This is a genomic window from Acidobacteriota bacterium (assembly GCA_016208495.1).
Classification (GTDB): Bacteria; Acidobacteriota; Blastocatellia; order Chloracidobacteriales; family Chloracidobacteriaceae; genus JACQXX01.
The window spans coordinates 1-26,606 of record JACQXX010000011.1 but is presented as its reverse complement, the minus strand read 5'-3'; the positions used below and the strand labels follow the sequence as shown (position 1 = coordinate 26,606).

Below are 26,606 nucleotides of genomic sequence, written 5' to 3'. Positions count from 1 at the left end.
CCTGAACCCTGAACCCTGAACCCTGAACCCTGAACCCTGAACCCTGAACCCTGAACCCTGAACCCTGAACCCTGAACCCTGAACCCTGAACCCTAATCCCCCATGCCTGCCCAACCGCAAACCATCACTGAAAAACTCCTCGCGGCCCACTGTGGCCGTGAAACCGTTCAGCCCGGCGAAATCGTGAACGCTGAGATTGATCTGGTGGTCGCTCACGAAGTCACCACACCGCCGGCCATCAAGATGCTGGCCAAACTTGGGATCACAAAAGTGTTTGATCCCAAACGAATTGTGGTCACGCCAGATCATTTTGTGCCGAACAAGGATATTCAGACCGCGCAATTGACCAAAGAACTGCGCGAATGGGCGATTGATCAAGGAATCGAGCGCTATTATGAACTTGGCAACCACGGCATCTGTCACGCGCTGATTCCCGAAAAAGGCCATATTTTGCCAGGGATGACCGCCGTGTGTGCTGATTCCCACACGACGACACTGGGGGCGTTTGGGGCGTTTGCCACTGGTATCGGCAGCACCGATCTGGCAGCAGTGCTGGCCACGGGTGAGTTATGGTTTAAGGTGCCGGAAACGCTTCGGTTTGAGCTTGAAGGGGAACTGCCGAAAGGGGTTTATGCCAAGGATTTGATGCTCTACATCATTTCCAAAATCGGTGTTGATGGTGCGCGCTACGCCGCCATGGAATTTACCGGCTCAACCATTGACGGACTGTCAATGGAAAGCCGGATGACGCTCTGCAACATGGCAATTGAAGCCGGTGGGAAGACCGGCATCATCGCAGCAGATACCACGACGAAAGCCTATCTGGCCGAACGTGGCCAGACTGAATTTAAGATTTTTGCTTCTGACCCGGATGCCACCTTTACTCAAAACATTCGGATTCAGGCCGACGAACTGGAACCCATCGTGGCCTTGCCTCATCTGCCCAGCAATGGCCGGTTTATCGGTGAAGTCGAACCGATGGGGATCAAAGTTGACCAGGCATATATCGGTTCCTGTACCAACGCCCGGATTGAAGATCTCCGCATCGCGGCGCAGATTCTGAAAGGCCGTACCGTCGCCAAGGGCACACGAACCATGGTCGTTCCGGCCACCAGCGATATCTGGCGGCAGGCCCTGCGCGAAGGATTGCTTGAAATTTTTGCCGATGCCGGGTGTGTTGTTTCGACCGCGACCTGCGGCGCCTGCCTTGGTGGACACATGGGCGTCCTCGGCGCCGGTGAAAAATGTATCTCCAGCACCAATCGAAATTTTGTCGGTCGGATGGGCAGCCCAAAGAGCGAAGTCTATCTGGCCAGTCCCGCAACCGTTGCGGCTTCTGCCCTGACGGGTGTGATTACCGATCCACGCCCCTTTCTGAACGGGTTCCGGGTTGGCAGATAGGAAAAGACCAAAAGGACAAAAAGGACTGAAAGAACCAAAATTCGAAAACACTGAACCCCGGACAAGATGACAGGAAAATTTGAATGATCCGCTTGTTTTTTATGTCGCCCTTGCAGGGCTTAAATCTCGATCTGGCCGGGACCGGGGGCTGTCGCACCCCGGCTATTCAATGCCGTCCCTGCGGGACTCCGATCCTTATCCTGGCGCTTATGGGGGGACAAGGGGACAAGGGGATTTTTTCATCCCTCATCCTTCATCCCTCATCCCTTCTGAAAACCCTGAACCCTGAACCCTGAACCCTGAACCCTACAGTTATGGCAATCGAAGGCACTGCTCACGTTTACATTCGCGATCACATCAACACCGACGAGATCATTCCGGCGCGGTATTTAAACACCAGCGACGAACCAACCCTGGCCCGCCACGCAATGGAAGACATTGATCCGGCGTTTACAGGCCGGGTGCAAAAAGGTGACATCATTGTGGCTGGAGAAAATTTCGGCTGTGGTTCCTCGCGTGAACACGCAGTGTGGGCGCTGCGTGGTGCTGGAGTTTCAGCCGTGATTGCCTCCAGTTTTTCACGGATTTTTTATCGCAACGCCATTAACAATGGTTTTCTGATTATCGAATGCCCCGAAGCTAGCGCCGTCAATCCCAATGACTGGCTGTGGATTGATCCGGCAGCCGGTATCATTCGCAATCAAACCCAGGGGACGGAGTACCGGTTTGTGCCGCTTTCGAAATTTGCCCAGGATCTGCTGGCGGCTGGTGGATTGTTGCCCTACGTCGTCGCTCGGAAGTCTCGGGCTGAAGAAATCGGGCTTGGGGCTCGGGGCTGAAAATCAGGGCTTGGGCTGAAGAAATCGGGTAGTGGCACTATGCTTAGTGTAAGCCAAATGGAATCAACAGTTTTCATAATTCATAATTCATAATTCATAATTCATTTTATGGTTCAGACTGACACCAAACATATTTTAGTACTCCCAGGTGATGGCATTGGGCCGGAAGTCACGTGCGAAGCCCTGTCAGTATTAAAAACCGTCGAAGACTGTTTCGGCCACGAGTTTGAAATTTCAGAACAGCCGATTGGTGGTGCGGCGCTCCGTGAGTTTGGCGAACCGTTGCCTGCCGCCACGCTTGAAGCCGCGCTCAAAAGCGATGCCGTGTTGCTCGGCGCGGTGGGTTCGCCCGAATTTGCCAGTGTGCCGTTTGAAAAGCGTCCGGAAGCCGGGTTGCTGGCGCTTCGACAACACATGCGGACCTATGCCAATTTGCGCCCGGTGACTTCGTATTCGTCACTGGCCCATTTTTCGCCCCTGCGTTCAACCGCCGCTGTTGACCTGATGATTGTTCGTGAATTGACCGGCGGGCTGTATTTTGGCGAGCCGCGCTTTCGCGCACAGACTGAAACCGGTGAGCGGGTTGCGCTCAACACGCTCGTCTATAACGAACACGAAGTCCGGCGCGTGGCCACCGTTGCGTTTGAAGCCGCCCGGAAACGACGCCAAAAATTGACTTCGGTTGATAAAGCCAATGTGTTGGAAACGTCCCAGCTCTGGCGCGAAATTGTCAACGAAGTGGCCTGTGAGTACCCAGACATCGCCCTTGAGCATATGTATGTGGATAACTGTGCCATGCAGCTCATTTTGCATCCGGAGCGGTTTGACGTCGTGCTGACCGAAAATCTCTTTGGCGACATTTTAAGCGACGAAGCCGCCGTGCTGGCTGGTTCGCTCGGAATGCTCCCTTCAGCCAGTCTGGGTGATGGTTCAGGGCTCTATGAACCGGTTCATGGCTCGGCACCCGATATTGCCGGGCAGGGAAAGGCCAATCCGATTGGCGCTATTTTGTCGGTGGCGATGATGCTCCGCCATTCATTTCATCTCGAAGCCGAAGCCAAATTGATCGAGACGGCTGTTTCCGTGGCACTCGATAATGGCTTTCGGACCACGGATTTAACCGATGCTCACCGGGCCATTTCGACTTCTGACTTTGGCAAACGGGTGTGTCAGTATGTTGAGGCCGGGATAAAAGATCCAGTACTCTGGTTCGAATTTGCTTGACTGAATCAAAAAAAGCGGAGTAGTCTGAGCGCCAATCACGCGCCTTTCGCTTCCGCGAAGGAATCACTTGTTTATGAATCGCAACCAAAACACTGTTCAGACAACATCACTGAAAACCCGGTTTGGATTCTTGAGCGCCACGCTCGGCGTCGTGAACACGATTGTGTCTACTCTGGCCACTGCTTCTGTAGTAATCCTGGTAATCGTAGGGATTATTAGCGTCATTATGACGGCGGCGGTGGCTTCCTAAGCTTTAGGAACAACGAGTTAAAAACTCAAAGCCACCTGCCGCCGGACGCGAGCAGGTGGCTTTTTCATTTTCTACGGCGGTTTCAGCAGGAGGGCAGTCCTGCTGAAACGCTTCTGATCACCTAATTTTGCCTCTAGGAGAAAACCGTATATGGCACAGCATAGCGGTGCTGACATCGTTATTCAAGCACTCGTCAGGAACGGGGTTAACACTGTCTTTGGGTATCCAGGCGGTGCAATTATGCCCCTCTATGACGCGTTCTACGACGCGCCACTCCAACACATTCTCACTCGTCACGAACAGGCCGCCGTTCACGCTGCCGAAGGCTATGCCCGAGTCACGGGCAAAGTCGGCGTGTGCATTGCGACTTCCGGGCCGGGTGCGACCAACCTCATCACCGGGCTGGCTGATGCCTGGATGGATTCGGTACCCATTGTGGCGATCACGGGTCAGGTGGCGACACACCTGATCGGCACCGATGCGTTTCAAGAAACCAATGTCGTTGGAATTTCGACGGCCATCACCAAACAAACGCTGCTGCCGCGGACGGTCGAAGAACTCTCAACGGCCATTGCCGAGGCATTCTACATTGCCCGTTCGGGCCGGCCTGGTCCGGTAATTATTGATATTCCCAAAGATGTCCTGATCAAAAAGACCGACCTGCCGCCAGCCACCGAAGCTGGAATGCGGATTCCAGGCTACCGGCATCGTCCGGAACTCAACACTGAGCTGGCGATAGAGGCAATGCGCCTGCTGCAGGAATCAGAAAAACCACTCATTTTGGTGGGTGGTGGATGCAAAATGTCCGGCCCGGAAACGGTGGAACTCTTCCGGCAATTTTGTGACCGGACGGGAATCGTTGTGACTTCGACCGTGCATGGATTGGGTTCGACGGCGTATGAATACCCGTACGACCTCGGAATGCTCGGGATGCACGGTCTGCGCCGCGCCAACAAATCAGTCGGCAAGTGCGATCTGTTGATTGCCCTTGGTATGCGCTTTGACGACCGGGTGACTGGCGCCCCTGACCGCTTTGCCAAACAGGCCAGGATCATCCATGTGGATATTGACCAGGCCGAAATCAATAAATTGATCCCAGTTGATTTGGGCATCCACGCTGATTTAGGCGAAGTGCTCGCACTGTGGCTGGAAGAGCTTGACCAGGAACCCTATCAAACTTCGTCCGAATGGCAGGCCGAAGCTTTTGCCCCTGGTGATGGTTTAAAACTCCCCGAATCGCTCAACCGCAGCCAGATCCCGCCCACCGATGTCCTCGACAGTCTCTTTCAACTTCTCCCTGAAAACGCAATTGTAACAACCGATGTCGGCCAGCATCAGATGTGGACTGCCCAGCGGGCACGCCCGGTTGATCCGCGAAATTTCATCACATCCGGTGGACTCGGCACCATGGGGTTTGGCGTTCCGTCAGCCATCGGAGCACAGTTTGCCTGTCCAGACCGACTGGTGGTGGCGGTGGTCGGAGACGGCGGTTTTCAAATGTCCATTGCTGAACTTGCCACCCTGAAACGCCATAAACTGCCCGTCAAAGTGCTGGTGATGGACAACAAATACCTTGGGATGGTCCGTCAGTGGCAGGAACTCTTTTATCAGGGCCGTTATTCGGCGGTTGATTTGCGCGACAACCCTGATTTTGCCGCGATTGCGGTTGCCTACGGCCTGACGTCATTCAAACTCACTGAGCCCGAAGCCGTTGAATCTACCCTTCGCGAGTGGCTGGCCACGCCGGGCCCGGCGTTGCTGCACTGTGAATGCCACATCGCCGAAAACGTGTACCCCATGATCCCCGCCGGCGCGGCGATTGATGAAATGATGGAAGCGAGTAGTACTACTGACTACTGACTACTGACTACTGACTACTGACTACTGACTACTGACTACTGACTACTGACTACTGACTACTGACTACTGACTACTGACTACTGACTACTGACTACTGACTACTGACTACCCACTAACGAAAAGGAGAACCCACCCATGACGACACAACTGAAATTCATCCTGACGCTGCGGCACGTGAGAGTGCTACCCAAGTTGTTTATGTTGATCGAACGTCTCGGCGCAGAATGCACCGATATGCAGGGCCACCTGGTGCCAGGGGCTGGTGGTCGGTTGCACCTGACGCTGGATTGTCCCCAATCACGGGCCCACCGGCTGCGACCGCAAATCGAGCGGCTGGTTGATGTGACTGATCTTTATGATGCCGAACAGGCGACGCTCCACGAAGAACTGTTGTTCCAATCAGATATGGTGCCGGTGAGCGCACTGGTTGAGGGTTCGTTATGAGTTTTCAGAATGCGACCACTGTTTGGAAAAATGGCCAGCTTGTGCCGTGGGAAGACGCTACCGTTCACATTTCCGCCCACGGGCTGCATTATGGAACCGGTGTGTTTGAAGGCATCCGCTGTTATGACACACCTGATGGGCCGGCGGTTTTTCGGTTGCGCGAGCATATTGCCCGGATGTTTGCCTCCGCCTGGTTGCACAACATTCCAATTCCATTTACCCAGGACGAGCTTGTCCAGGCAACGCTTGAAACCGTGGCCGCCAATGGTCTCAAGTCGGCGTATGTGCGTCCAATTGTCTTTTTTGGAAGCGGCTCGCTTGGACTTTTGCCAAATGCCTGCCCGACCGAAGTGGCAATTATGGCCTGGGAATGGGCGCTCCTGCTCGGTGCGGACAGCGCCGAAAAAGGAATCCGGGCGACGATTTCTTCGTGGCAAAAGTTTGATTCCAATGCCATGCCCGCAACGGCCAAAGCCTGTGGGCAATATCTCAATTCGGTCCTGGCCACCCGTGAAGCCCGCACTCGTGGCTATCACGAAGCGTTACTTTTGAATTCAGCCGGAAATCTGGCCGAAGGTGCGGGTGAAAACCTGTTCCTGGTCAAAAATAAAACCTTGATTACCAATGGTCAGGCCGATGATGTCCTGCTCGGTATTACCCGCGACACTGTGATTCAACTGGCACGGGAGAACGGTTATCAGGTCACCACCCGATCATTGACCAAACTTGACTTGCTGGCCGCTGACGAAGCGTTTGTCACCGGCACGGCAGCCGAAATTGTGCCGCTCTGCGAAGTAGACGGCTATGAAATTGGTGACGGCCACCGACCGGTAACACGAGTGCTGCAACAGGCATTTCGTGACGCGGTTCAGGGCTGTGACCCCAACCACACTGACTGGCTTTCGTTTGTGCCAATCCAGGAGCCAGTCACATCTGAAGTTGGGCTCAGGGCATAAGGCTGGAATTGAATTTCCCGACCGCGAGTCCTCACTGTCCACCTATATATATATAAGGAGCATTTTATGGTAGGCCACATGAATAGTTTTTCTGAATCACCGGAGTCTGACTGTCCGGTCCCACCTGAATTCACCAGCAATGACCATGCACTGCATATTGCCTGGAAGAATGTTCCAGCGATTCAGTTTAATGACCGGTTTACCGGCAAGCGCGTCGAAGGCGAAAACGTGCTCATCGTCTGCACCGAAGCCCAGGAAGGCTTCATCGTGCCGAAACACAAACACGAAAGCGAACAAATCTCGATGATTCAATGTGGATCGTGGCACTTCAATGTCGCCGGCAACGAATTTGTCGCCAAAGCGGGTGATGTCGTGCATATCCCGGCTGGTTGGGAACACAGTGCCGTGGCATTGGAGACCACAACCGTCATTGAAATTTTTACACCGCCACGCCGCGACTGGAGCGACGAAGAAGAATATTTGTGGGGAGTGTAGCCAGGGTTCAGGGTTCAGGGTTCAGGGTTCAGAGTTCAAGCTTTAGCTTGTCTGCGTTGAGAGTTTTTCTCACTTTGGGAACCAGTGAACTCGCTGGAGAAATGAACTTTGTGAACGACTGACCACTGACGACTGACTAAAAACTGGTATTAAAAAACGTTGGGAGGACGAAAATGAAGGTTTATTATGATGCAGATGCGGATTTGTCTTTATTAAAAGGAAAGAAGTTTGCCATTTTGGGCTACGGCAGCCAGGGACACGCGCACGCGCAGAATCTGCGCGACAGCGGCTTTGATGTCATCGTGGGGCTTCGCCGGGGCAGTGCTTCGCAACCCAAAGCCGAATCGGCTGGGTTTAAGGTTTTTGACACCGCCGAAGCCGCCCGCCAGGCTGACATCACCATGATCCTCACGCCAGATGAACTGCAGCCGGAAATTTATCGCCAGGAGTTGTCGCCGGTATTTGAGGCGGCGGCTGCCGAAGGAAAACCCAAATACATTGCATTTGGACATGGGTTTTCAATTCATTTTAAGAAAATTGTACCACCAGCCGCGACCAATGTGTTTATGGTGGCTCCGAAATCGCCAGGGCATCTGGTCCGCAAGGAATTTGCCAATGGCGGCGGGGTCCCGGCATTGATTGCGGTCCATCAGAATCCAGCCGGAAACACCCGTGAAATTGCCTTGGCCTATGCCACGGCAATTGGTTCAGGAAAGGCTGGGATTTTGGAAACGACCTTCCGCGAAGAAGTCGAAACCGATCTCTTTGGCGAGCAGGCTGTTTTGTGCGGCGGATTGACGGAACTGATTCGGGCCGGGTTTGAAACACTGGTCGAAGCTGGATATTCGCCGGAAATGGCCTATTTTGAATGTTTGCACGAAATGAAGCTGATTGTGGATCTCGTGTATGAAGGCGGTATTGCCAATATGCGCTATTCAATCAGCAATACCGCCGAATATGGCGACCTGACGCGCGGCAAACGAATTGTCACCCAGGAAACACGCCAGGCAATGAAGGAATTGTTGACGGAAATTCAGTCTGGCCACTTTGCCGATGAATGGATTGCCGAACACAACGCCGGCAAACCCAACTTCAAACGCATGGCGTCAGATCAAGCCAATCACCAGATTGAACAGGTCGGTGCCAAACTTCGGTCAATGATGCCGTGGATTGAACGCAACCGACTGGTGAATAAAGCGAAAAACTAGGGCTGAAAATACCAGGGCTCAGGGCTTGGGGTTGGAGACATTGAGCGGAAAACGTCGGGCTGAAGACTCGAAGACTCGGGGCGGAAGAAAACGGGTTCCAAACCCTGAGCCCGAGAATCTTCAGCCCAACGTCTTCAGCCCCAAGCCCATTTTTTTCAGCCCCGAGCTTGCGAGACTTCAGCCCCTGGTTTTAAAAATGTTCGAGGTCGAACAATTCTTGTAATCTATTGATGTAAAAATGTTTAACCTCGATTAGTATTTTTTTAACCCGAAGTCTTCGGCCCAATGGTTTCAACCCTTAGCTCTGAGCTTCGACGTGCAGATTTTTAATTTCAGTCACCAGGGAACAGAATTTTAAGAACTGGCTTGAGCATCCTGAAAGGCTGCCGTTCGGATAGCCGGTGTGTTGCGAGGCTTTGGGAGCTACCACCGGGAAAAGATTGGTCCCCCCGATCCTTCCCCACGTCGGGTGTGGCCTGTGGATCCGGTGGTAGGCCCAAAGCAGCAAACCGACCGGCTATCCGAACGGCAACTCTTCGAGGTGCAAAACCAAAAACTTGCTTGTACAAGCAAGCCAACCTTCAAAATGTTCGAGGTCGAACAATTCTTGTAATCTATAGATTCGAATACATTTAACCTCGATTAGTATTTTTTTGCGGGCTATGGTATTTTCTGCTTTCAGCCCAACGTCTTCAGCCCCAAGCCCATTTTCTTCAGCCCCGAGCTTGCGAGTCTTCAGCCCCTGGTTTTAAAAATGTTCGAGGTCGAACAATTCTTGTAATCTATAGATTTGAATACAGTTAACCTCGATTAGTATTTTTTTGCAGGCTATGATATTTTCTGCCTTCAACCCAATGTCTTCAGCCCCGAGCTTGCGAGACTTCAGCCCCAAGCCCTGAGCCCCAAGCCCTGGTATTTTCAGCCCTATGTCTTCAAAACCTCTCAACCAGCGAAGTCAACTCATTACCCACGGTGTGCAGCGCTCGCCCAATCGGGCCATGCTGCGGGCCGTCGGTTTTCAGGATGCCGATTTTGAAAAACCAATTGTCGGTGTCGCAAATGGTTACAGCACCATTACTCCCTGCAATATTGGTCTGAATGGATTGGCTCAGGCTGTTGAACATCAACTCAAACTGAGCGGCGCCATGCCTCAGATGTTTGGTACGATTACCATCAGCGACGGCATTTCGATGGGAACAGAAGGCATGAAATATTCGCTCGTTTCTCGCGAAGTGATTGCCGATTCGATTGAAACTGTGTGCAACGGCCAGAGCCTTGATGGGGTGATTGCCATTGGTGGGTGTGACAAAAATATGCCCGGTGCGATGATTGCAATTGCCCGGCTCAACATTCCGGCGATTTTTGTCTATGGTGGCACGATCAAACCGGGGCACTACGCCGGGAACGATTTGACCGTCGTGAGTGCGTTTGAAGCTGTCGGCCAGTATTGCGCCCACAAACTGAACGAAACGGATTTCCTGGAAATCGAACGGCGAGCCTGTCCCGGTGCCGGTTCGTGCGGTGGTATGTACACTGCCAACACGATGTCTTCGGCGTTTGAAGCCCTCGGCATGAGTTTGAAATATTCTTCGACCATGGCCGCCGAAGATGCTGAAAAAACCGAAAGTGCCGCCCAATCGGCTGAGGTCCTGTACCAGGCAATTGAGCGTCAGCTTCTGCCGAACCAGATTTTGACCCGCAACGCGTTTGAAAATGCGATTGCGGTGGTGATGGCGATTGGGGGTTCGACCAATGCGGTGCTGCACTTGCTGGCAATTGCCCACGCGGCGAATGTTCCGCTGACGCTGGATGACTTTGAATCAATTCGACATCGGGTGCCGGTTCTGTGTGACCTGAAGCCGTCAGGTCGGTTTGTTGCGACAGATTTGCACCGTGCCGGAGGCATTCCGCAGGTGATGAAAATTCTGCTGGTCAATGGCGTACTCCACGGCGACGCGCTGACCATCACTGGCCAAACGATTGCCGAACTGTTGGCGGATATCCCCGACCAACCCGCTGCCAATCAGGAAGTCATCCGACCGTGGACCAATCCGCTCTATCAAGTCGGCCATCTGGCGGTACTCAAAGGAAACCTGGCTACGGAAGGCAGCGTTGCCAAAGTTTCGGGTGTCAAGCACCTGAAGTTTACCGGTCCGGCCAGAGTCTTCGATTCAGAAGAATTGTGTTTACAGGCCATTTTGGATGGTCAAATCAAACCCGGAGACGTCGTGGTGGTGCGCTACGAAGGCCCTAAAGGTGGCCCCGGTATGCGTGAAATGCTGGCACCCACGTCGGCCATCATCGGCGCTGGTTTAGGCGATGCCGTCGGGCTGATTACGGATGGGAGATTTTCCGGTGGAACCTACGGTTTGGTCGTCGGCCACGTCGCCCCGGAAGCCGCCGTCGGAGGTACCATCGGCCTGCTCAAAGATGGCGACACCATTACCATTGATGCTGAAGCAAATCGCCTCGATGTGCATCTGACACCGGCGGAACTCTCCGACCGTCAAGCCGCCTGGACCCCTCCGCCACCCCGATACACCCGTGGCGTGCTTGCCAAATACGCCAAACTGGTTTCCTCCAGCAGCCTTGGGGCCGTCACGGATTTGAAATAAGACAAACCGTAAAAGAGTGAAGTAGTGAAGTCGTTTGACCTTGATTCCCAAGGTTGGTTCTGTCAACCCCTTAAAGTCTGTAGTTTCGACTATTTCGCTCTTTCGCTACTTCACTACTTCACGTTGCTTGCTATTTCGCTATTTCGCTCTTTCGCTCTTCTGCTACACTGTCGCCCGTTTGCCCCCTTAATATCCTTTTCAGCAACTACAAGTAGGAGGTTTTCAATGGCATCACCCGGAAAACTGGCGATTCTGGTCGGCGGAGGCCCGGCCCCAGGGATCAATACGGTGATTTCATCGGCAGCAATTGCTGCGATTAACCACGGGTTTAAAGTTGTTGGCGTACTCGATGGCTTTAAATGGCTTGTGCGCCGGGACCCTTCACACATTCGTCCGCTGACCATCGGGGATGTTTCCATGATCCATCTGATGGGCGGATCGGTGCTTGGGACCGCACGCGAGAACCCAACGAAATCCGAAGCGGCAATGACCGCCGTGATCGAAACCCTGAAATCAATTGGTGTCACCCACCTGGTTACGATTGGTGGCGATGACACGGCCCTCTCGTCAAGTCGTGTGGCAATTACATCCGAAGGCCACATCAAGACCGTCCACGTTCCCAAAACCATTGACAACGATTTACCGCTCCCGTTGCATATTCCGACCTTTGGTTTCCAAACCGCACGTCATGTCGGCGTCGAACTGGTACGCAATCTGGCCGAGGATGCCCGCTCGACCAAGCGCTGGTGTCTGGTGGTCGCAATGGGCCGCAAAGCCGGTCACCTGGCCCTGGGTATCGGAAAGGCTGCTGGTACAACCCTGACGGTCATCGGTGAAGAATTTCCAACCGAAACCGTCAAATTTTCCCACATTTGCGACATCCTCGAAGGCGCCATCATCAAACGCCGGGCTACTGACCACCATTATGGAGTCGCGGTTTTGGCTGAAGGTTTGATTGACAAACTCGATCCACAGGAACTGGCTGGCCTGCAGGACGTCGAACGTGACGACCACGGGCATATCCGGTTTGCCGAAGTTGACCTGGCTCGCAAAATCAAAGTCGAAGTTCAGGGCCGACTCAGCCAGCGTGGCATCCGTTTAACGATGACGAACAAAAACCTTGGGTATGAACTCCGATGTGCGGATCCGATTGCCTTTGATGCGGCTTACTGCCGTGACCTGGGTCATAGTGCGATTCAGTTTCTGGTCGCGGGTGGAAACGGCGCCATGGTCAGTGTTCAGGATGGAAAACTGGTGCCGCTGCCGTTTGACACCATTCGTGATCCCGAAACCGGCAAAACCAATATCCGGCTGGTGGATACACAGAGTGAAAGTTACCGTGTCGCCCGAAGCTACATGATCCGTCTGGAACGCGATGATTTCGGGCACAATGCCTGGGTCGAGCAACTGGCTATTGCCGGCAATCTGACGGCAGATGAGTTTCGCGCCCGGTTTGGGTATCTGGCTGAGAACACCCCCTGGTGAGGTTTCGACTGGGAGCAGGTCAGAGCCCGTTGCTCCCATCTCCAAGGACACAAGACTATGAAAACAAAGAAAATTGGTATTTTAATTGGTGGTGGTCCGGCCCCAGGTACAAACGGTGTCATTGCGGCAGTCGTCATCGGTGCCATCAATGCAAATTGTACGCCTATCGGTATTCATGATGGCTTTGAGTGGCTGGCGCAACGCTATACGGACGAACAACATGACATGACAATTGACGAAGTTTCCCGCATCCACCTCCACGGTGGCGTCCTGTTGGGAACTTCGCGAACCGACATTACCCGTACCGAACAAACCCTGGCCAACACCATTTCCGCCTTGAAAAAACTGGGGGTTGAAATGCTGGTCACAGTTGGTGGGGACGACCTGGTCAGTAGCGCCGTGGCGGTTGAACGTGAATCACGCGGTGCGATTCGGGTCGTTCAGGTGCCGAAAAGCATTGATAATGATCTCTCGCTCCCAGTTTCAGTTCAGACGCTTGGGTTTGAAACGGCCCGCCACGTCGGAGTTGAAATGGTCAAAAACCTGATGGTGGATGCCCGAACCACGGGCCGCTGGTATTTTGGCGTGACGATGGGGCGACCCACCGGACACCTGACGTTGGGCATTGGAAAGGCGGCGAGCGCGGCCTGCACCATCATTCCAGAGGAATTCACCAGCGAAACCATTTCGCTGAATGATATTTGCGACATTGTCGAAGGCGTGATCATCAAGCGACGGGCAATGGGTCGGCCTGACGGTGTGATTTTGCTCTCCGAAGCCCTCAACGAACGGTTTCATCCGGACGAAGTGGCCGAACTCCAGGACGTAGACCGCGATGCCCAGGGAAATATTCGGGTTACCGAAATTGACCTGGGCCGCAAAGTCAAAAACGAAGTCCAGCTCCGGTTTGAACGCCGCAATATCAAAGTAACAATTGTGGATAAAACAATTGGCTATGAATTGCGGTGTGCGCCGCCAGTTCCATATGATGCCGAATATGCCCGTGATTTGGGCTATTTCGCCGTCAATTACCTGCTCAAAGGTGGTTCCAGCTCGATGATTACCATCCAGGGCGGGGAATTTAAACCGATTCCGTTTTCAGAAATCCTGGAGCGGTCCGATGGTCATGGTCGCCGCCGGTACGTAGACATCACGGCTGACAATTACAAAGTGGCCCGTGACTATATGCTTCGGATTGGGCCACGCGACTTTGAAAATCCGGATTGGGTTGGGCAACTGGCTGCCGCTGGAGGATTGTCAGTTGATGATTTCCGCCAACGGTTTGAAAAATTTGCCTGATTGGTTTGGAGTGCGGTGGCTTGACACCGCTTTCAAATCGGGAGGTTGAACAGTGAAAAGCGGCGTCAAGTGGATCGCACTCCAACTCATTTCATCTTTGTTTCAGCGCCGGTCAGGAAGTTCGCATAGTGCTTCCCCGATTCAATAAAAGCGTTGCTAAACATCGTCAAATACACTTTTGACGGGTCGGGGGCTGATTGGGCGGCCTTCACCGAGTCGGTCTCGACCTGGAACGTCGAACTGCTTTTTTCCTTCGACTGAAATGTGACCTGGTTGCCAGCGGCGATCAGGTCAATTTTGTTTTCGATTTCCAATCCGGGGTAGACATGAAAGGAAGTATCCGGCGGGGTACTGTCAAATTTGTACAAATCTCCGGTCCAGTTGATTTGATAGTGGAGCTTGACCCCGGCATTGACCGTTTGCACGGTGTCGGTGTTGCGCTCAAATTCGATCACATTGCTTTCAAAGAACTTCTGGAGTTCATCGCTTAACGTCTGGCAAAAAAAGGTCTCGGCGTCTTCCAGCATTTGCAATTCGATTTGAATCTGGTGGTACTTGTACGGAGACGTTCCCGTGGTGTCGGCTTGATTCTGAGCATTGACCCGTTCGCGGGCGTCGGCGTCGGCTTTGCGCTGGGTTTCACGGTAGTCAGTTCTTGAAAAAGTAACTCGCACGGCGGTCGTCTGCTGCTTTTCAAGGTCCGCCAGGATCTGGCTCAACACCGTTTTGATTTTGGTTTCGGCGGGGGATTGTTCCAGTTTCTGTTGTGCCAGGGTGTAATAGGTTTTCAATACCTGTCTGGTCTGGGCTTGAAACTCCGGATGCGTTTTGAGCAACGTGTAGAGCTGTTTGACGTTCCGGCCTTTCTCAGCCGCTTTGAGCGCCGTTTCAAACTGCTTTTCTTTATTTTCAGCACAGCCAGTGAGCAGGCACAGGCACATGAGAACCAATCCGACCAGCAAAGTTGAGATGCGAAACGAAATGGGCATTTGATATGAATGGAATCGTCAAAAATGGACAAGCTTGCCACAAGCTTGTCTAATCTCGAATCAATCAGTCAAGATCTGTGCCATCTTCTTTTCCAAACCGGAGTCCCTATGCCCTACCAACTCCCAGGTGACCTCAACGGCTTCATTGCCGAACTTGAAGCCATCAGCCGCGACGCCCGGCAGACGTTTGGCGACTTAACCCACGACCAGATCAACTGGAAACCCAACCCTCAACAGTGGAGTGTCGGTCAATGTTTTGACCACCTGATCAACACCAATCGGTCGTATTTTCCGGCTTATGAAGCGTTGATCCGGGGAGACAAGAAAAGCACCCTGTGGGAAAAGCTCCCGGTTTTACCTGGTGTGTGGGGACGGTTGTTAATCAAGGCGCTTCTGCCCGATTCAGGAAAAAAACTCAAGGCCCCTCCGGCGTTTGCCCCGACCCAAAGCACCGTCGAAGCACACATCATCCGCCGGTTTCAGGACGAACAGGCCCAGCTCATCAACCTGATGAAGCAAACTTCTACAGTGGATCTCAAAAAAATCATCATCACATCACCGGCTCTGGCGGTGGTGACTTACAGTTTGTTTGATGCCTGCACCATCATTGCGGTCCACGAACAACGCCATTTCCTGCAGGCCAAACGCGTGATGGACCTGGCCGAATTTCCCTGGTAGAACCAGGGCGGAAGACGTCGGGCTTGGGGCTAAGGGCTGAAGACTCGCAAGCTCGGGGCGGAAGACATCGGGTTTAATACCCTGAGCCCGACTTCTTCCGCCCTGACTTTTCTTATCGGAATTCCAGCGTCTCGCTGGTGAAAAAGTTATAAATGATGTGATTTGAGTGTGGTCGCTGGACATACCTGACCTGTTTAACCATCCCTGGATCCTTGAGTCGGTCTTTTCCGATTTGAAACCCAACGGCGGTGGATTCAGCAATGGTCCAGGTTTTGCCCTCCCATTCGAGGGTGAGGCCATTGGTCGTCGGAAAATTGCCCTGTCGGACACCGACGGTGATGTGTTTCGGACAGTACAAAAACAGGTAGTCTTCGCCAAGTTGCTCAAGCATCGAGCCAAGCAAGATGGTTTTGTTGCTGCAATCAGCGCGACGACTCATCAGCACTTCGTTGGGACGCTTGAGCGTTTCAACATTGCTCGTGGCTTCGTTGCCGTCATATTCAATTTCAGTGGAGACAAAATCGAGCAACCGCTGAATTTTCTTCTCACGCGCTTCGGGATCGGTCGCCGGAATATCTTTGGTTAAATCAGTGACGAGTCGCTTGACCGATGGTTCGCTGGCTCGTGAAACAAAGGCGCCGTGATTGAAGAAAATCAGATGTTTGTCACCATTCCGAATGTCGGTATCAGCCCGCAACGGTCCACCAAAAATGACATGATTTCCAATAAAATCAGACATTTCCTTGAGGCTCAACCTGTAGGTCGCCTGCTTGAACGGAAATTGGAACACGGCAGCATGGTCAATTTTGATATTGCCGGCCTGCGTTCTGAAAAACGCTGCTTTTTCCGGTGTTTTGGTCAAGGTGTAGGGGCCGATATTCCATTCCCCATTGATTTCATTGGCCATAAACACTTCTTTGGGATTGACCAGAATTCGGTTGAGGATGACCTGGAGGGCTTCGGGCGAGCTATGAGCCTGTGGAACTGAAAGATAGACCTCTTCTTTATCAATCACATACAGTTCCAGGTTGGCTTCGCCGAGCATCTGGCGTTCAAATCCATCACCTGAAAACCGGGGGCGAGCCATGTAGATCAGAATATCTCTTCGATACTGGTCATCAGAGTAGGCGACGGATTTCTTCGCTTTCGGATCAGGTTTGGCCGAAGCAAAAAACGCCTGGAATCCGTTGGTTGCACGCCAGAGGACAAAGCCTCCGGCACTCAACCCCAAAACAACCAAAAAGCCAATGAGCAGCAACACGACTTTGATTTTGCTGTCGGTGTTGGACTCTAACGGCTCAGGATCAGGTGAAAGAAGTGAATTGTAAGACATAGTAGGGTTTGGGGTTCGGGGTTTGGGGTTCGGGGTTTGGGGTTCAGGGTTCGGGGTTTGGGGTTCAGGGTTCAGGGTTCAGGGTTCAGGGAAAAGACGAAAAGGACGAAAAGGACATAAATTCGAAGACCCGGAACCCGGAACCCGGAACCCGGAACCCGGAACCCGGAACCCGGAACCCGGAACCCGGAACCCGGATTTCAAAATCCTTCCGGCAATTGTTTATCCACTTTGGGGCGGACTTTCAGTTCAGCGAGCTCCCACAGCGAACGGTAAATGGTGCGGGTGACCTTTTGCATTTTTTCAAAGTCAATTTTCTCAATTTCATCACCCAGCCGGTGGTAGTCTTCATGCTCGCCGTCAAAGTAAAAAGCTGCTGGAATGCCCCGTTTGGCGTAAGAATAATGATCGCTCCGAAAGAAAAATTTGTTTGGGTCTTTCGGATCATCATATTTGTAATTATAGGTTAGATTCAAATATTGCTGGTTGACACCTCGAAATAATTGTTCAAATTCAGTGCTCATCAGCGTTGTTCCAATCAAATAGATCTCGTTTTGACCGGAAAGCTCGACGTTGCGTGGGTTGGTATCGTCCGGTTTTCGGCTGCGTCCAATCATGTCAATGTTGATGAGCGACGTAATGCGGTCAAGCGGCACGGTGGGATGCTCGGTAAAATAGATGGATCCCCACAGGCCCTGTTCTTCGCCAGTATGCCAGATAAAGAGGATTGAGCGTTTCGGTCTGACTTTGAGTGACGCCAGGGTTTCAGCAATGGACAGCACCGCGACCGTACCCGACCCGTCATCATCAGCGCCGTTGTAGATAGTGTCTCCCGTGGCATTGGCCGGTCCAATCCCGACATGATCATAATGGGCACTGATGGCGACATATTCATTTTTAAGGACTGGATCGCTGCCTTCAAGCACGCCAATCACGTTGCGCGTGGGCATTCGAACCTGATCAATGGCCAGTGTCATCGAAAACCGTTTTTCTGGTGAAAAAGCAAAACTGGGCATTGTCCCTGACGTCCCCGCCGCATTCAAAATTGCCTCCAGGTCATATTTTTCACCGGCAAATAAGGCTCTCGAAAGCGTTTCGCCAGCGACAATGACCGGTAATTCATCACGGGTAAAGGGGACTTCAGGTGGAATTCCCTGGACCAGAGGCTGGGCCTGTCCAATGTAGGATTGAAGCTCAGGAAAGGAAATTTTGCGTGGAACGAGTGAAATGATTCCTGCCGCACCATTTTGTTTGGCATAGCTGATCGGGTCAAGCCAGTCAGTTTCAGATTTTGCATCCTGTGGATTGGGCTGCGGAGGAAAGAGGGAATTGATGACAACCACCTTCCCTCGTACTTCCAACCCCTTCAATGGTTCCTGTCCAGTTGCTTTGACATAGCAGCCATCACCAGCATACACCAGTTGGGTTGGTTCGATAGCGCCGCCGCATTTGACCAGCGCGTTTGGCGCAAAGTATTCCTTGCCATAGAGAAATGAGCGGTTATTGAGCACCACCGAGCATCGGGCCGGATCCAGTTGCTCGGTTTGGACGTCAAATTTCTGAAAATAAGTCCCCTGGTCACCTGCCGGTTTTACCCCCCACCGGTCAAGCATCGCGGCGATAAATTTGGCGGCGATATTGAGTCCGCGCGACGGTGTGTCGCGGCCTTCGAGTTCATCCGAGGCAATAAAGGAAAGATAGGCTTTGAGTTGTGCCGCCGTCAGACGGTCAGTTCCCCGAAGATCAGGCCGTTTTTGGGCCATCACGGGTTGAACCAGCGATTGAGCCAGAACCAACGCCAGACAAAGGGTTAAAAAACTTGAGCGAAGAGTACGAAAAATCATTTGGCTTCCTTTTAAAGCAAAAAAATGAAAATTGGCATGAAGAACCAGGGCTGAGGGCTTGGGGCTGAAAATACCAGGGCTTGGGGTTAGGGGCTGAAGACTCGCAAGCTTGGGGCGGAAGACTTCGGGCTGAAAGCAGAAAATATCATAGCCTGCAAAAAAAAATACTAACCAGGGTTAAACATTTTTATATCAATAAATTACAAGGATTGTTCGACCTCGAACATTTTTAAAACCAGGGGCTGAAGACTCGCAATCTCGGGGCGGAAGAAAATGGGTTCCAAACCCTGAGCCCGAAGTCTTCAGCCCCAAGCCCTGGTATTTTCAGCCCCAAGCCCCAAGCCCTTAGCCCAATGTCTTCCGCCCTACTTGATCGAGACTTTTAACGAAAACCCGGCGTTGCCACGGGTTGCACCCACCACAATTGCATATTGACTCCCCTGGCCAGTTTTGGAACCGAAAGGAAGACTTCCTCTCCAGGAAGTGCGTTCGTCGTCAATGCCAGGATTTGTCGGCTCATTCCCGTTTTCAAATGCCAGAATATCACTAAACGCCACGTCGTCATCTTCATTATGCAGGTCTGAGTACCCATACGGCGAAACCACATATAGCCCGAAAACAGCATTGTTTTCAGGCGAAGTAATGGCAACACTCAGGGTTTGGCCGGCATTGGCGGAAAATTCATACCGATTGACTGACCCACGCACAATGACGTCTTCGACGGTGGTTGAAGAGGTACCCCGTTTAAATTTGAGTTCACTCCGGTTGACTTCCTGACCAGCAGCCAGCATCTGGTTTGAAAGGAGAATTCCAGCCACCCCTCCAGTGAGCGTGGCCAAAAATTGACGACGTGAAGATTGGTTTGCCATGACTGTGCTCCGTTAAAGTTGATAATAAAACTATGGTTCTAAGTGATACCAATTTGCAATGAAATCCTCTTGTTAAAGAATGGTCAAGTACTTCAACTAAATAAGCTTAGCAACCTCCTGACGGCTAAACCCTGACTGCAAACTGATATGAATTAGAGGATCTTGGAATTTGAGATTTTTTCAAATTTCTTGAGATAACCCTGTGTGTCACTGACCAGCAGGATGACATAGGCTTCACCTGGAAAGGGCGCCTGGTTGATGACCAGTTGCAATAATTCTGATTGGGCCGCATCGCGGGTGAGTTTGTACCAGGGAAAGTTGGGCACAATTCCAAGCACAAAATAGGGATATTCGGGAAAGTGCTGGACTTTCTTCTGCGCCAGATAGGCAGCTTTGATTTTGGGATTTCCCCGCAGATAGTGCAGGAGCGTTCGGACCTGCTCAGTGGTGGCCGTGTGCGGGGCCATTTCATCAGAGAGCGTAAACGCCTGCCGTTCTTCCTGCGCCAGTTGCATTTCTTCGTAGTGCTGTTGGGCACGGGTGCGATAGCGTTCGGCTTCGTCAGGTAAATTTCGGTCCTGATAAAATTCAAAAATCCGTCGGCAGCCAGGCATGACGGCTTCCGGGTCCTGATTCATCGCCTTTTCCAGATGACGAATTCCATCGGGGTCTCCCTGTTCCAGCAACGCAACCCCATACTGATAATTGGCTTCCGGATGGTCTGGAAAATGTGTGAGGGCTTCTTGAAACAGTTCAACCGCCGATTCAAGCCCTTTGAGGATTTTGGTTAAGAACGCCCGGTCCAGAATTTCATCACTGGTTAAAACGCCGTTTGGCACTTTGGCTTCAATCCGAGCGAGTTCACTCCGGGCTTTGATCAAAAAAGCATGGCGGTCATGCCACTCTTCCTTCACTGATTCGTGCCATTCAGTTTCAGCCGCTTTGAGGAGCCAGGGCAGACTTTCAGCCAAAAAATACTCAGCCGCGCTCTGTTTAAAGGGTTTTGGTTGATAGGTCTCGCACCAGACGGCAATTTCGTCTGGTGTTCGTGGCAAAAATCGAATCGCCCACAGTCGCTCCCTCAGCGATGGATGGGTATCGTCATAACTGGTCTCGGTTTCAAGTGATTGTTTCAGCACCCTGGTCACCAATGCTGAATCAATACCATCCCGATTGAGCACTTTGGGAATCTCGGCATAGACGCCGGTCACTGGTTCCGGTTCGGTCTCGGCTTGTTGAAACACGGTTGGCCAGTAGACTTCTGTCAGAAACGCGGCTTTGATGTCGGTTTCAATCAGGGCCTCAGCCGCATAGCTGATCCCGGCAAAATCAGCCGCGGCCTGGTCGGCTTCATACTCCTGAATTCGGGCCAGGACAAACGTGTACGCGTTAAAAAATGGGCCGTACCATTTTAAAAACGCTTCGAAAATAGCCGTGGTGAGTTCATCCTGACTCGATTTGAGCTGATTGAGCAATCGCCCCCAGGTTTGGCGGCTATGGTAAATCCAGCGTGAAAACCGGCCATGATTGCCGGAAAGATGTCCCAGTTCGTGAGCCACGACGGCTCGAAGTTGTTCAGGGGATAGAACTTGTAACAATGGAAGCCCGAGGATGAGATAATTGGTTGACCATCCAATTGGGCCAAATTTGGGGACCTGGGCCATGGCGGCGTTGTATTCAATGTCAATCAGAATGAAGTGAATACGTGGGGTTTGCAGCTTTTTTGACAGTTCATCAACCAGTTGAAATAGCCCTGGTACTTGCTCGCGGGTTAGTTTGATGCCATTGGGGGTTGGGATTTTGACCCACATGGCCCGCATCAGGACCGTTGCCAGAAAAAAAACCACAACCCCAATTTTGATGGCCAGATAGACGGCGGGATCACCTGAGCGGCGCGTTGGGATCAAGCCCATAATCAAAAAGATCAGCGCTGCCAGCACCAGCAACACCAGGACCATGTAGGCATATCCCAACATCGCCACCAGCGCCACCCGGAGTTTGTATTGCACCGGGTTGCGCTGGGCGAGGTCTTCAAGCCTGGTAATCAAAGTTGTGAACTGGTCTTCGGTCATGCCTCAACTTCCACAATGGACACCGCACGCAAAGCCGTGCGATGCCCTCCCTACTTAGCGTATTTTTTAATTACCTTGTACAGATTGTCGGCAGCAGCGGGAGCTTTGAGCGAGCTTGGATTGAGAACATCATCGGCTTTGAGCGCCCGGCCATAGACGGCTTTATTGGAATTGTCGTCAAGTCGTAAGGCGGCACCTTCGAGTGAGACTCCGGCAAAAGCTCCCTGGGTTCGTGAATAAGACAGAATCTGAGCCTGCATTTGCGCGTCGGTGTTGGCTTTTGCATCACGGCCAACTGGGCCGCCAGCCACTGAGGCATCAGCCCCAAGTTTAAACTTATTGTTCGTCAGTTTTTCAATTCCCTTGCGGTTTTTCACCACCAGGATGACATCAATTGACTGGCCGCCGATTTGAAATCCGACGCTGCCACCGTCCATGCGGATAAACCCTGGGATATTCCAGCTTTTATCCGGATTGCGGACGAGCATCAAACCTTTTCCGTATTCACCGCCAAAAATAAAGGCTCCTTTTTTGACGCCAGGGATCAAAATCAACGCCGCGCAGCTTTCAAGCAAATCGCCTGGAACGCCTTTGTCAGGCGCCTTCATAATTTCATCAAACATGGTGGCGGCATTATTGATTCGTTCGGTTTCCTTGTCACCGGCAATGGCGGTGGTGGATGGACCCGAGGCCAGCGAAGCCAGCGATTGGACGCACAATAACACGATTAGAAAAAAAACACTGAGCAATTTTGAACTTTTTAACATAGTTCCTCCAATTGAGTTTGAATAAGTTTGTGAATGGAAAGCAGGGTTCAGGGTTCAGGGTTCGGGGTTCGGGGTTCGGGGTTCGGGGTTCGGGGTTTTCGAAGCGGACGTGGTTCACACCAACAAAACCATCTCCTTTAATTTTCGTCCTTTTCGTCCTTTTCGTCCTTTTCGTCCTTTTCAAACCCTGAACCCTAAACCCCAAACCCCAATCAAGACTTTCTCAGCGGTGTGGCCGGCTGACTTTTGGACAGCACCACCACCAGGTCGAATCCCCAAATCACTTTCTCCAAATCCCGATGAAGCCCTTTGATTTTACCGCCAGCCAGGATTGGACGAAGTGGGCGAAGATCCACCAGCGTCCACTGGTCGGCATCAATGACTGAGGCAATCGGCTGAAACCATGTGGCCTGCAGGGTGTCGTTGTCACCGAGACCATAGGCCATCTGACCGATATCGAATGCGGCATTCTTTGTCTGCGCCCCACCGATAATCATCACATGGAGACTGCTCTTTCCCTCAGCCGCGGCTTTTTCGGCTATAAAATTCCCGATGCCATGCACGTCCACATAGTTGCGCCCCCGGTACGCGTGGTTGAAGCCAAACTTGAGCATGGCTTTCGGCGAACGACCGGTCTGACGCTGGGTTTCGCGAAACGCCTGGATGAAATTGAGCTTGAGATATTGTTCGCGCCGGAGATTGGATTCGTATCCTTGGCCCTGGAAATAAAGGTCATAGATCGCTTTGGACTCCTCAATCGCGTTGACCATCGCCAAAGCCTGGGCATTTGATTTGGAAGCAAGCGCGGTGCGCAACTCACCAAAGGTTTCCGGCTTCATTTGCATCATGGCCAGCAATCCAGGATTTCGCCCGGCAATGGCTTTGGTGTTTGCCGTTTGGGCTTCGGTGAGTACTCGTTTGGTCACCTGTTTCGCCGGCTCGCTTTTGGCAAGCGCTGAAACGCGTTCGAGCAGGTCCGGCACGGCAAAGGCATTTTCCTGATCCAGTCCCCAAAGCACCGGGAGTTTCGATTTTGAGGATTGAACCACCGACGCCACAAATTCGGCTTCCTCGCGCAAGGTGTAGAACGGAATCGTCAGTCCGGAGTTGGCTTCAATGGCTTTCAACTGGTCGGCATAGTCCGGTTTTTTCACAATCGCTTCAAGGGTTTGCGTGGTGTAAGGACCAACCTCGATGACCAGGTGTTCAAACCCGGCGGGTGTTAACTCTGACCAGAGTGCCTGGGCAAACCGTGGAACTTCAGCAATGAAATGCTCCTCGCCAAGAAAAACAAACTGTGCTTCACGGCCTTCTCGAATCAAAAGGTCAGCGCCGGGACCGGTCAGTTTTCCATTTTCCAGTTTCAACAGGTGACGGCTGGCACGCAGCTTTTCCGTAACTTTTTCCTCTGGGGTTGGTGTCGTGGCCTGAGTCGGAGGCGCTTTTTCTTGAAGCCCCCGATTGTGAAGGGCTGAGTGGGCACGGGCAGTTGAGGGATGGAACCGAGAAATTTCAACCATTGAAAGAACTGTCCCGCATACAATCAACAAGACGAAAACTGCAATGAGGCGGGTGATGAGGCGAAGGCGATCCCAGGCAGGGGTGCTCGCAGGTGCGGACTGCCGCTTGTGAAGCATGAAATCCTCCAAATCCTGATTCAGTTGTCGAGTGAGAATCTTTGGGAACAGCGCGGGCTGATACTACCTTTTTTTGCAAAAATGTGTAAGCCTACTGGAAATTTAGCTTTCTGAACCTGCAAAACACTCAGTTTCCCCCTCATTCATCGCCAACATGTCAAACCGATATTCTGCAATTGATTCTGATGACCTGCTCGACCGAAATGACGAACGCCGCTACCAGTTTCACGCCATCATTGCGCTGGTGGTGTTGACGCTGGTGATTTATGTCGGCAGCGCCTGGGCACCGGCCCTGCAAGATGATGCCGATGCCGCTCACGCCCAGGCTGCCCGTGAAATTGTCGAGCGCCACGACTGGACCACACTCCATATCAACGGCATCCGCTATCTTGAAAAAGCGCCATTGATGTACTGGATGGTGGCGGCTTCATACAAAGTCTTTGGATTTACTGAGTTTGGGACGCGCTTCCCGCTGGCGCTCGGCACCCTGGCGTTGGTGTTGGCGGTGTATCTGTTTGGCCAGTGGATGGGCGGTGTTCGCGCCGGATTCTATTCTGGATTGGCCGTCTGCGTCGGGCTTGGGGTCTATCTCTTTACCCGCATTATGATTCCGGAGGTCATTTTAAGCTTCTGGATTACGGTCTCGTTTTATGCCTTTTTACGGGCCTATTTTGAAGAAGTTGATTCGCCGTGGTATTACGTGTTTTATGCCGGAATGGCCGCTGCCGTGATGACCAAAGGGCTGATCGGGATTGTCTTTCCCTGTGGGGCACTGGCGTTGTTTGTGCTGGTGACGGGTGGCATTACCCGCATCTGGTCCATGCGTCCAGTGACCGGAATTCTCCTGTTTTTGCTGCTGGCATCACCCTGGCATATTCTGGCGGGCCTGGCCAATGAAGGCGGCCCAAACGGCCACGGTTTTTTCTGGTTTTATTTCGTCAACGAACACTTTTTGCGGTATTTGGGAAAACGCTACCCGGTGGATTATGACACCGTGCCGTTGTTTTCCTTTTGGGCGCTGCATCTGGTCTGGATCTTTCCGTTTAGCGTCTTTTTGCCGCTCGCGGCCCGCAACCTGCCGGAGATGGTCTTTTCAACCCGTCGGAGCGAACAATTGCGTCTCTTTGCCTGGATCTGGTTTCTGGTGGTGGTTGGCTTTTTCTCGTTTTCCACTCGCCAAGAGTACTACACGTTTCCATGTTTTCCGGCGCTGGCCTTGCTGGCCGGCGCGGGACTGGCCAAAGGCGAATATGAGCACAGCAAGTGGGTGCTCGGCGGACAGACGTTTCTGGCCCTGCTCGGTGTCGTGATTGCCAGCGTGCTTGGCTATTTTCTCTGGTTGTCGTGGGGTGTTCCAGCAGCCAGTGATATTTCCAAAGTGCTGACGAGCAACCCTGAAAATTACCGGTTGGCACTGGGGCATATGTCGGATTTGACCGTCGAAGCCTTTGCCGTACTTCGGAATCCAGCCCTCGGAGCCGCACTGACGCTGGGGATTGGGTTTTCACTGGCGTTTGGCCTGCGCTTACTGCGCAAACACCTTGGGGCAACAGTGGCTACTGCGGTAACCGTGGCGGTGTTTTTGTATTTTGCCCATTCGGCGCTGGGCTTTTTCGACCCCTATTTGTCATCCAAACAACTGGCCCTGGCGATCAAGCAGCGGATGAAACCGGGCGATGTCGTGGTCATCAACGGTGAATACCAGGGCGGCTCCAGCATCGGCTTTTACCTGCCGGAAAAGGTGCTCTTGCTCAATGGACGCATGACCGGGCTGGAGTTTGGCTCCCACTATCCTGATGCCCCCAAAGTTTTCCTGGAGACGCCTGATTTTGTGACGCTCTGGCAGAGTGAAAAACGCGTGTTTCTTTTCACGCATGATGCTACATTTGACGCCCTCAAAGCCAAACTCCCAGGTGAGACTGTTCGAATCGCCGCCGCCGGCGAAAAATCTGTCTATTGCAATCGGCCTTGAACAAAATGACTACCTTGAAACCACGGCTGGTCTTTTCCGAGCACTATGACATCCGCCTGTTTGGGATGGAAAAGCTGCACCCGTTTGATTCGTGCAAATACGGACGGGTCTGGGACGAACTCAAATCCATTTTTGGGAATCAACTTGAAGGCATTACCCATTCGGTTGATCGAGAAGTCAGCCGTGAAGAACTCCTGCTGGTTCATACCCACGACTATCTGCACGAACTGGAAAGCTCAATCTACATTGCCCGGGCGCTGGAATTGCCGTTTGTGTCGGCCATTCCGGCGATGGTTTTGGATTCGAAAATTCTCAAATCCATGCGGTATGCGGTTCGAGGCACGATGCTGGCTACTCAGGAAGCCCTGG

22 protein-coding genes are annotated in these 26,606 nt (G+C 52.4%); 15 read left to right on the top strand and 7 right to left on the bottom strand.

The genetic code is table 11. The annotated features are described in order from the left end of the window. Positions 1-102: 102 nt before the first annotated feature. The 12 genes from HY774_01865 to HY774_01810 all read left to right on the top strand — a co-directional run bounded on the left by HY774_01865 (position 103) and on the right by HY774_01810 (position 14,076). On the top strand, positions 103-1,401 hold the full coding sequence (locus tag HY774_01865) for a 3-isopropylmalate dehydratase large subunit (protein MBI4747204.1): 1,299 nt from the start codon (positions 103-105) through the stop codon (positions 1,399-1,401). A gap of 314 nt (positions 1,402-1,715) precedes the next feature. Further along, positions 1,716-2,240 carry a 3-isopropylmalate dehydratase small subunit gene (locus tag HY774_01860; GenBank protein ID MBI4747203.1) on the top strand — a complete coding sequence of 175 codons (525 nt, stop codon included), beginning with the start codon at positions 1,716-1,718 and terminating at the stop codon, positions 2,238-2,240. Between the two features lie 108 nt (positions 2,241-2,348). Continuing rightward, the gene (gene leuB / locus HY774_01855; GenBank protein ID MBI4747202.1) at positions 2,349-3,464 is read left to right on the top strand and encodes a 3-isopropylmalate dehydrogenase; all 1,116 of its coding nucleotides are present in this window, start codon (positions 2,349-2,351) and stop codon (positions 3,462-3,464) included. 73 nt (positions 3,465-3,537) lie between these two features. Further along, the gene (locus tag HY774_01850) at positions 3,538-3,714 is read left to right on the top strand and encodes a hypothetical protein (protein MBI4747201.1); all 177 of its coding nucleotides are present in this window, start codon (positions 3,538-3,540) and stop codon (positions 3,712-3,714) included. Positions 3,715-3,864: 150 nt separating this feature from the next. Next, positions 3,865-5,574, top strand: coding sequence for a biosynthetic-type acetolactate synthase large subunit (gene ilvB / locus HY774_01845; GenBank protein MBI4747200.1), 1,710 nt, complete (start codon positions 3,865-3,867; stop codon positions 5,572-5,574). Positions 5,575-5,709: 135 nt separating this feature from the next. Next, the gene (locus HY774_01840) at positions 5,710-6,018 is read left to right on the top strand and encodes a hypothetical protein (protein ID MBI4747199.1); all 309 of its coding nucleotides are present in this window, start codon (positions 5,710-5,712) and stop codon (positions 6,016-6,018) included. Further along, positions 6,015-6,974 (top strand): branched-chain amino acid transaminase, encoded by a 960-nt coding sequence (locus tag HY774_01835; GenBank protein MBI4747198.1) that lies wholly within the window; start codon positions 6,015-6,017, stop codon positions 6,972-6,974. The genes HY774_01840 and HY774_01835 overlap by 4 nt, the downstream gene beginning before the upstream one ends. Before the next feature lie 66 nt (positions 6,975-7,040). Next, positions 7,041-7,469 carry a cupin domain-containing protein gene (locus HY774_01830; protein ID MBI4747197.1) on the top strand — a complete coding sequence of 143 codons (429 nt, stop codon included), beginning with the start codon at positions 7,041-7,043 and terminating at the stop codon, positions 7,467-7,469. A 173-nt stretch (positions 7,470-7,642) separates the two neighbouring features. Next, positions 7,643-8,677 (top strand): ketol-acid reductoisomerase, encoded by a 1,035-nt coding sequence (gene ilvC / locus HY774_01825; protein ID MBI4747196.1) that lies wholly within the window; start codon positions 7,643-7,645, stop codon positions 8,675-8,677. 926 nt (positions 8,678-9,603) lie between these two features. Continuing rightward, entirely contained in the window at positions 9,604-11,292 is a 1,689-nt protein-coding gene (gene ilvD, locus HY774_01820; protein ID MBI4747195.1) for a dihydroxy-acid dehydratase, read from the top strand. 225 nt (positions 11,293-11,517) lie between these two features. Further along, positions 11,518-12,777: a 6-phosphofructokinase gene (locus HY774_01815; protein MBI4747194.1), complete on the top strand. Its 1,260-nt coding sequence runs from the start codon at positions 11,518-11,520 to the stop codon at positions 12,775-12,777. A gap of 57 nt (positions 12,778-12,834) precedes the next feature. Beyond that, complete coding sequence (locus HY774_01810) at positions 12,835-14,076, top strand: 6-phosphofructokinase (protein MBI4747193.1); 1,242 nt, start codon at positions 12,835-12,837, stop codon at positions 14,074-14,076. Between the two features lie 86 nt (positions 14,077-14,162). On the opposite strand, the gene HY774_01805 is transcribed toward HY774_01810, so the two are convergent. Continuing rightward, positions 14,163-15,065 carry a hypothetical protein gene (locus HY774_01805; protein MBI4747192.1) on the bottom strand — a complete coding sequence of 301 codons (903 nt, stop codon included), beginning with the start codon at positions 15,063-15,065 and terminating at the stop codon, positions 14,163-14,165. Between the two features lie 108 nt (positions 15,066-15,173). Between HY774_01805 and HY774_01800 the strand changes: the two genes are divergently transcribed. After that, a complete protein-coding gene (locus HY774_01800; protein MBI4747191.1) occupies positions 15,174-15,743 on the top strand; it encodes a DinB family protein in 570 nt (189 codons plus the stop codon). Between the two features lie 112 nt (positions 15,744-15,855). Here the strand turns inward: HY774_01800 and HY774_01795 are convergent, their stop codons facing one another. From HY774_01795 to HY774_01770, 6 genes are all read right to left on the bottom strand, one after another. After that, on the bottom strand, positions 15,856-17,076 hold the full coding sequence (locus HY774_01795; protein MBI4747190.1) for a transglutaminase domain-containing protein: 1,221 nt from the start codon (positions 17,074-17,076) through the stop codon (positions 15,856-15,858). A 200-nt stretch (positions 17,077-17,276) separates the two neighbouring features. Further along, positions 17,277-18,920, bottom strand: coding sequence for a M20/M25/M40 family metallo-hydrolase (locus HY774_01790; protein MBI4747189.1), 1,644 nt, complete (start codon positions 18,918-18,920; stop codon positions 17,277-17,279). 365 nt (positions 18,921-19,285) lie between these two features. Beyond that, positions 19,286-19,789, bottom strand: coding sequence for a hypothetical protein (locus HY774_01785; GenBank protein MBI4747188.1), 504 nt, complete (start codon positions 19,787-19,789; stop codon positions 19,286-19,288). A gap of 152 nt (positions 19,790-19,941) precedes the next feature. Continuing rightward, complete coding sequence (locus tag HY774_01780) at positions 19,942-21,861, bottom strand: M48 family metalloprotease (GenBank protein ID MBI4747187.1); 1,920 nt, start codon at positions 21,859-21,861, stop codon at positions 19,942-19,944. Between the two features lie 50 nt (positions 21,862-21,911). Then, positions 21,912-22,628, bottom strand: coding sequence for a lipid-binding SYLF domain-containing protein (locus HY774_01775; GenBank protein ID MBI4747186.1), 717 nt, complete (start codon positions 22,626-22,628; stop codon positions 21,912-21,914). A gap of 212 nt (positions 22,629-22,840) precedes the next feature. Further along, positions 22,841-24,265: a hypothetical protein gene (locus HY774_01770; protein ID MBI4747185.1), complete on the bottom strand. Its 1,425-nt coding sequence runs from the start codon at positions 24,263-24,265 to the stop codon at positions 22,841-22,843. Between the two features lie 154 nt (positions 24,266-24,419). Between HY774_01770 and HY774_01765 the strand changes: the two genes are divergently transcribed. Both HY774_01765 and HY774_01760 read left to right on the top strand, forming a co-directional pair. Then, positions 24,420-26,237, top strand: a complete 1,818-nt coding sequence (locus HY774_01765) for a glycosyltransferase family 39 protein (GenBank protein ID MBI4747184.1) — start codon at positions 24,420-24,422, stop codon at positions 26,235-26,237. Between the two features lie 5 nt (positions 26,238-26,242). Further along, positions 26,243-26,606, top strand: a 364-nt coding sequence (locus HY774_01760; protein MBI4747183.1) for a histone deacetylase, incomplete at its 3' end; no start/stop codon positions are given.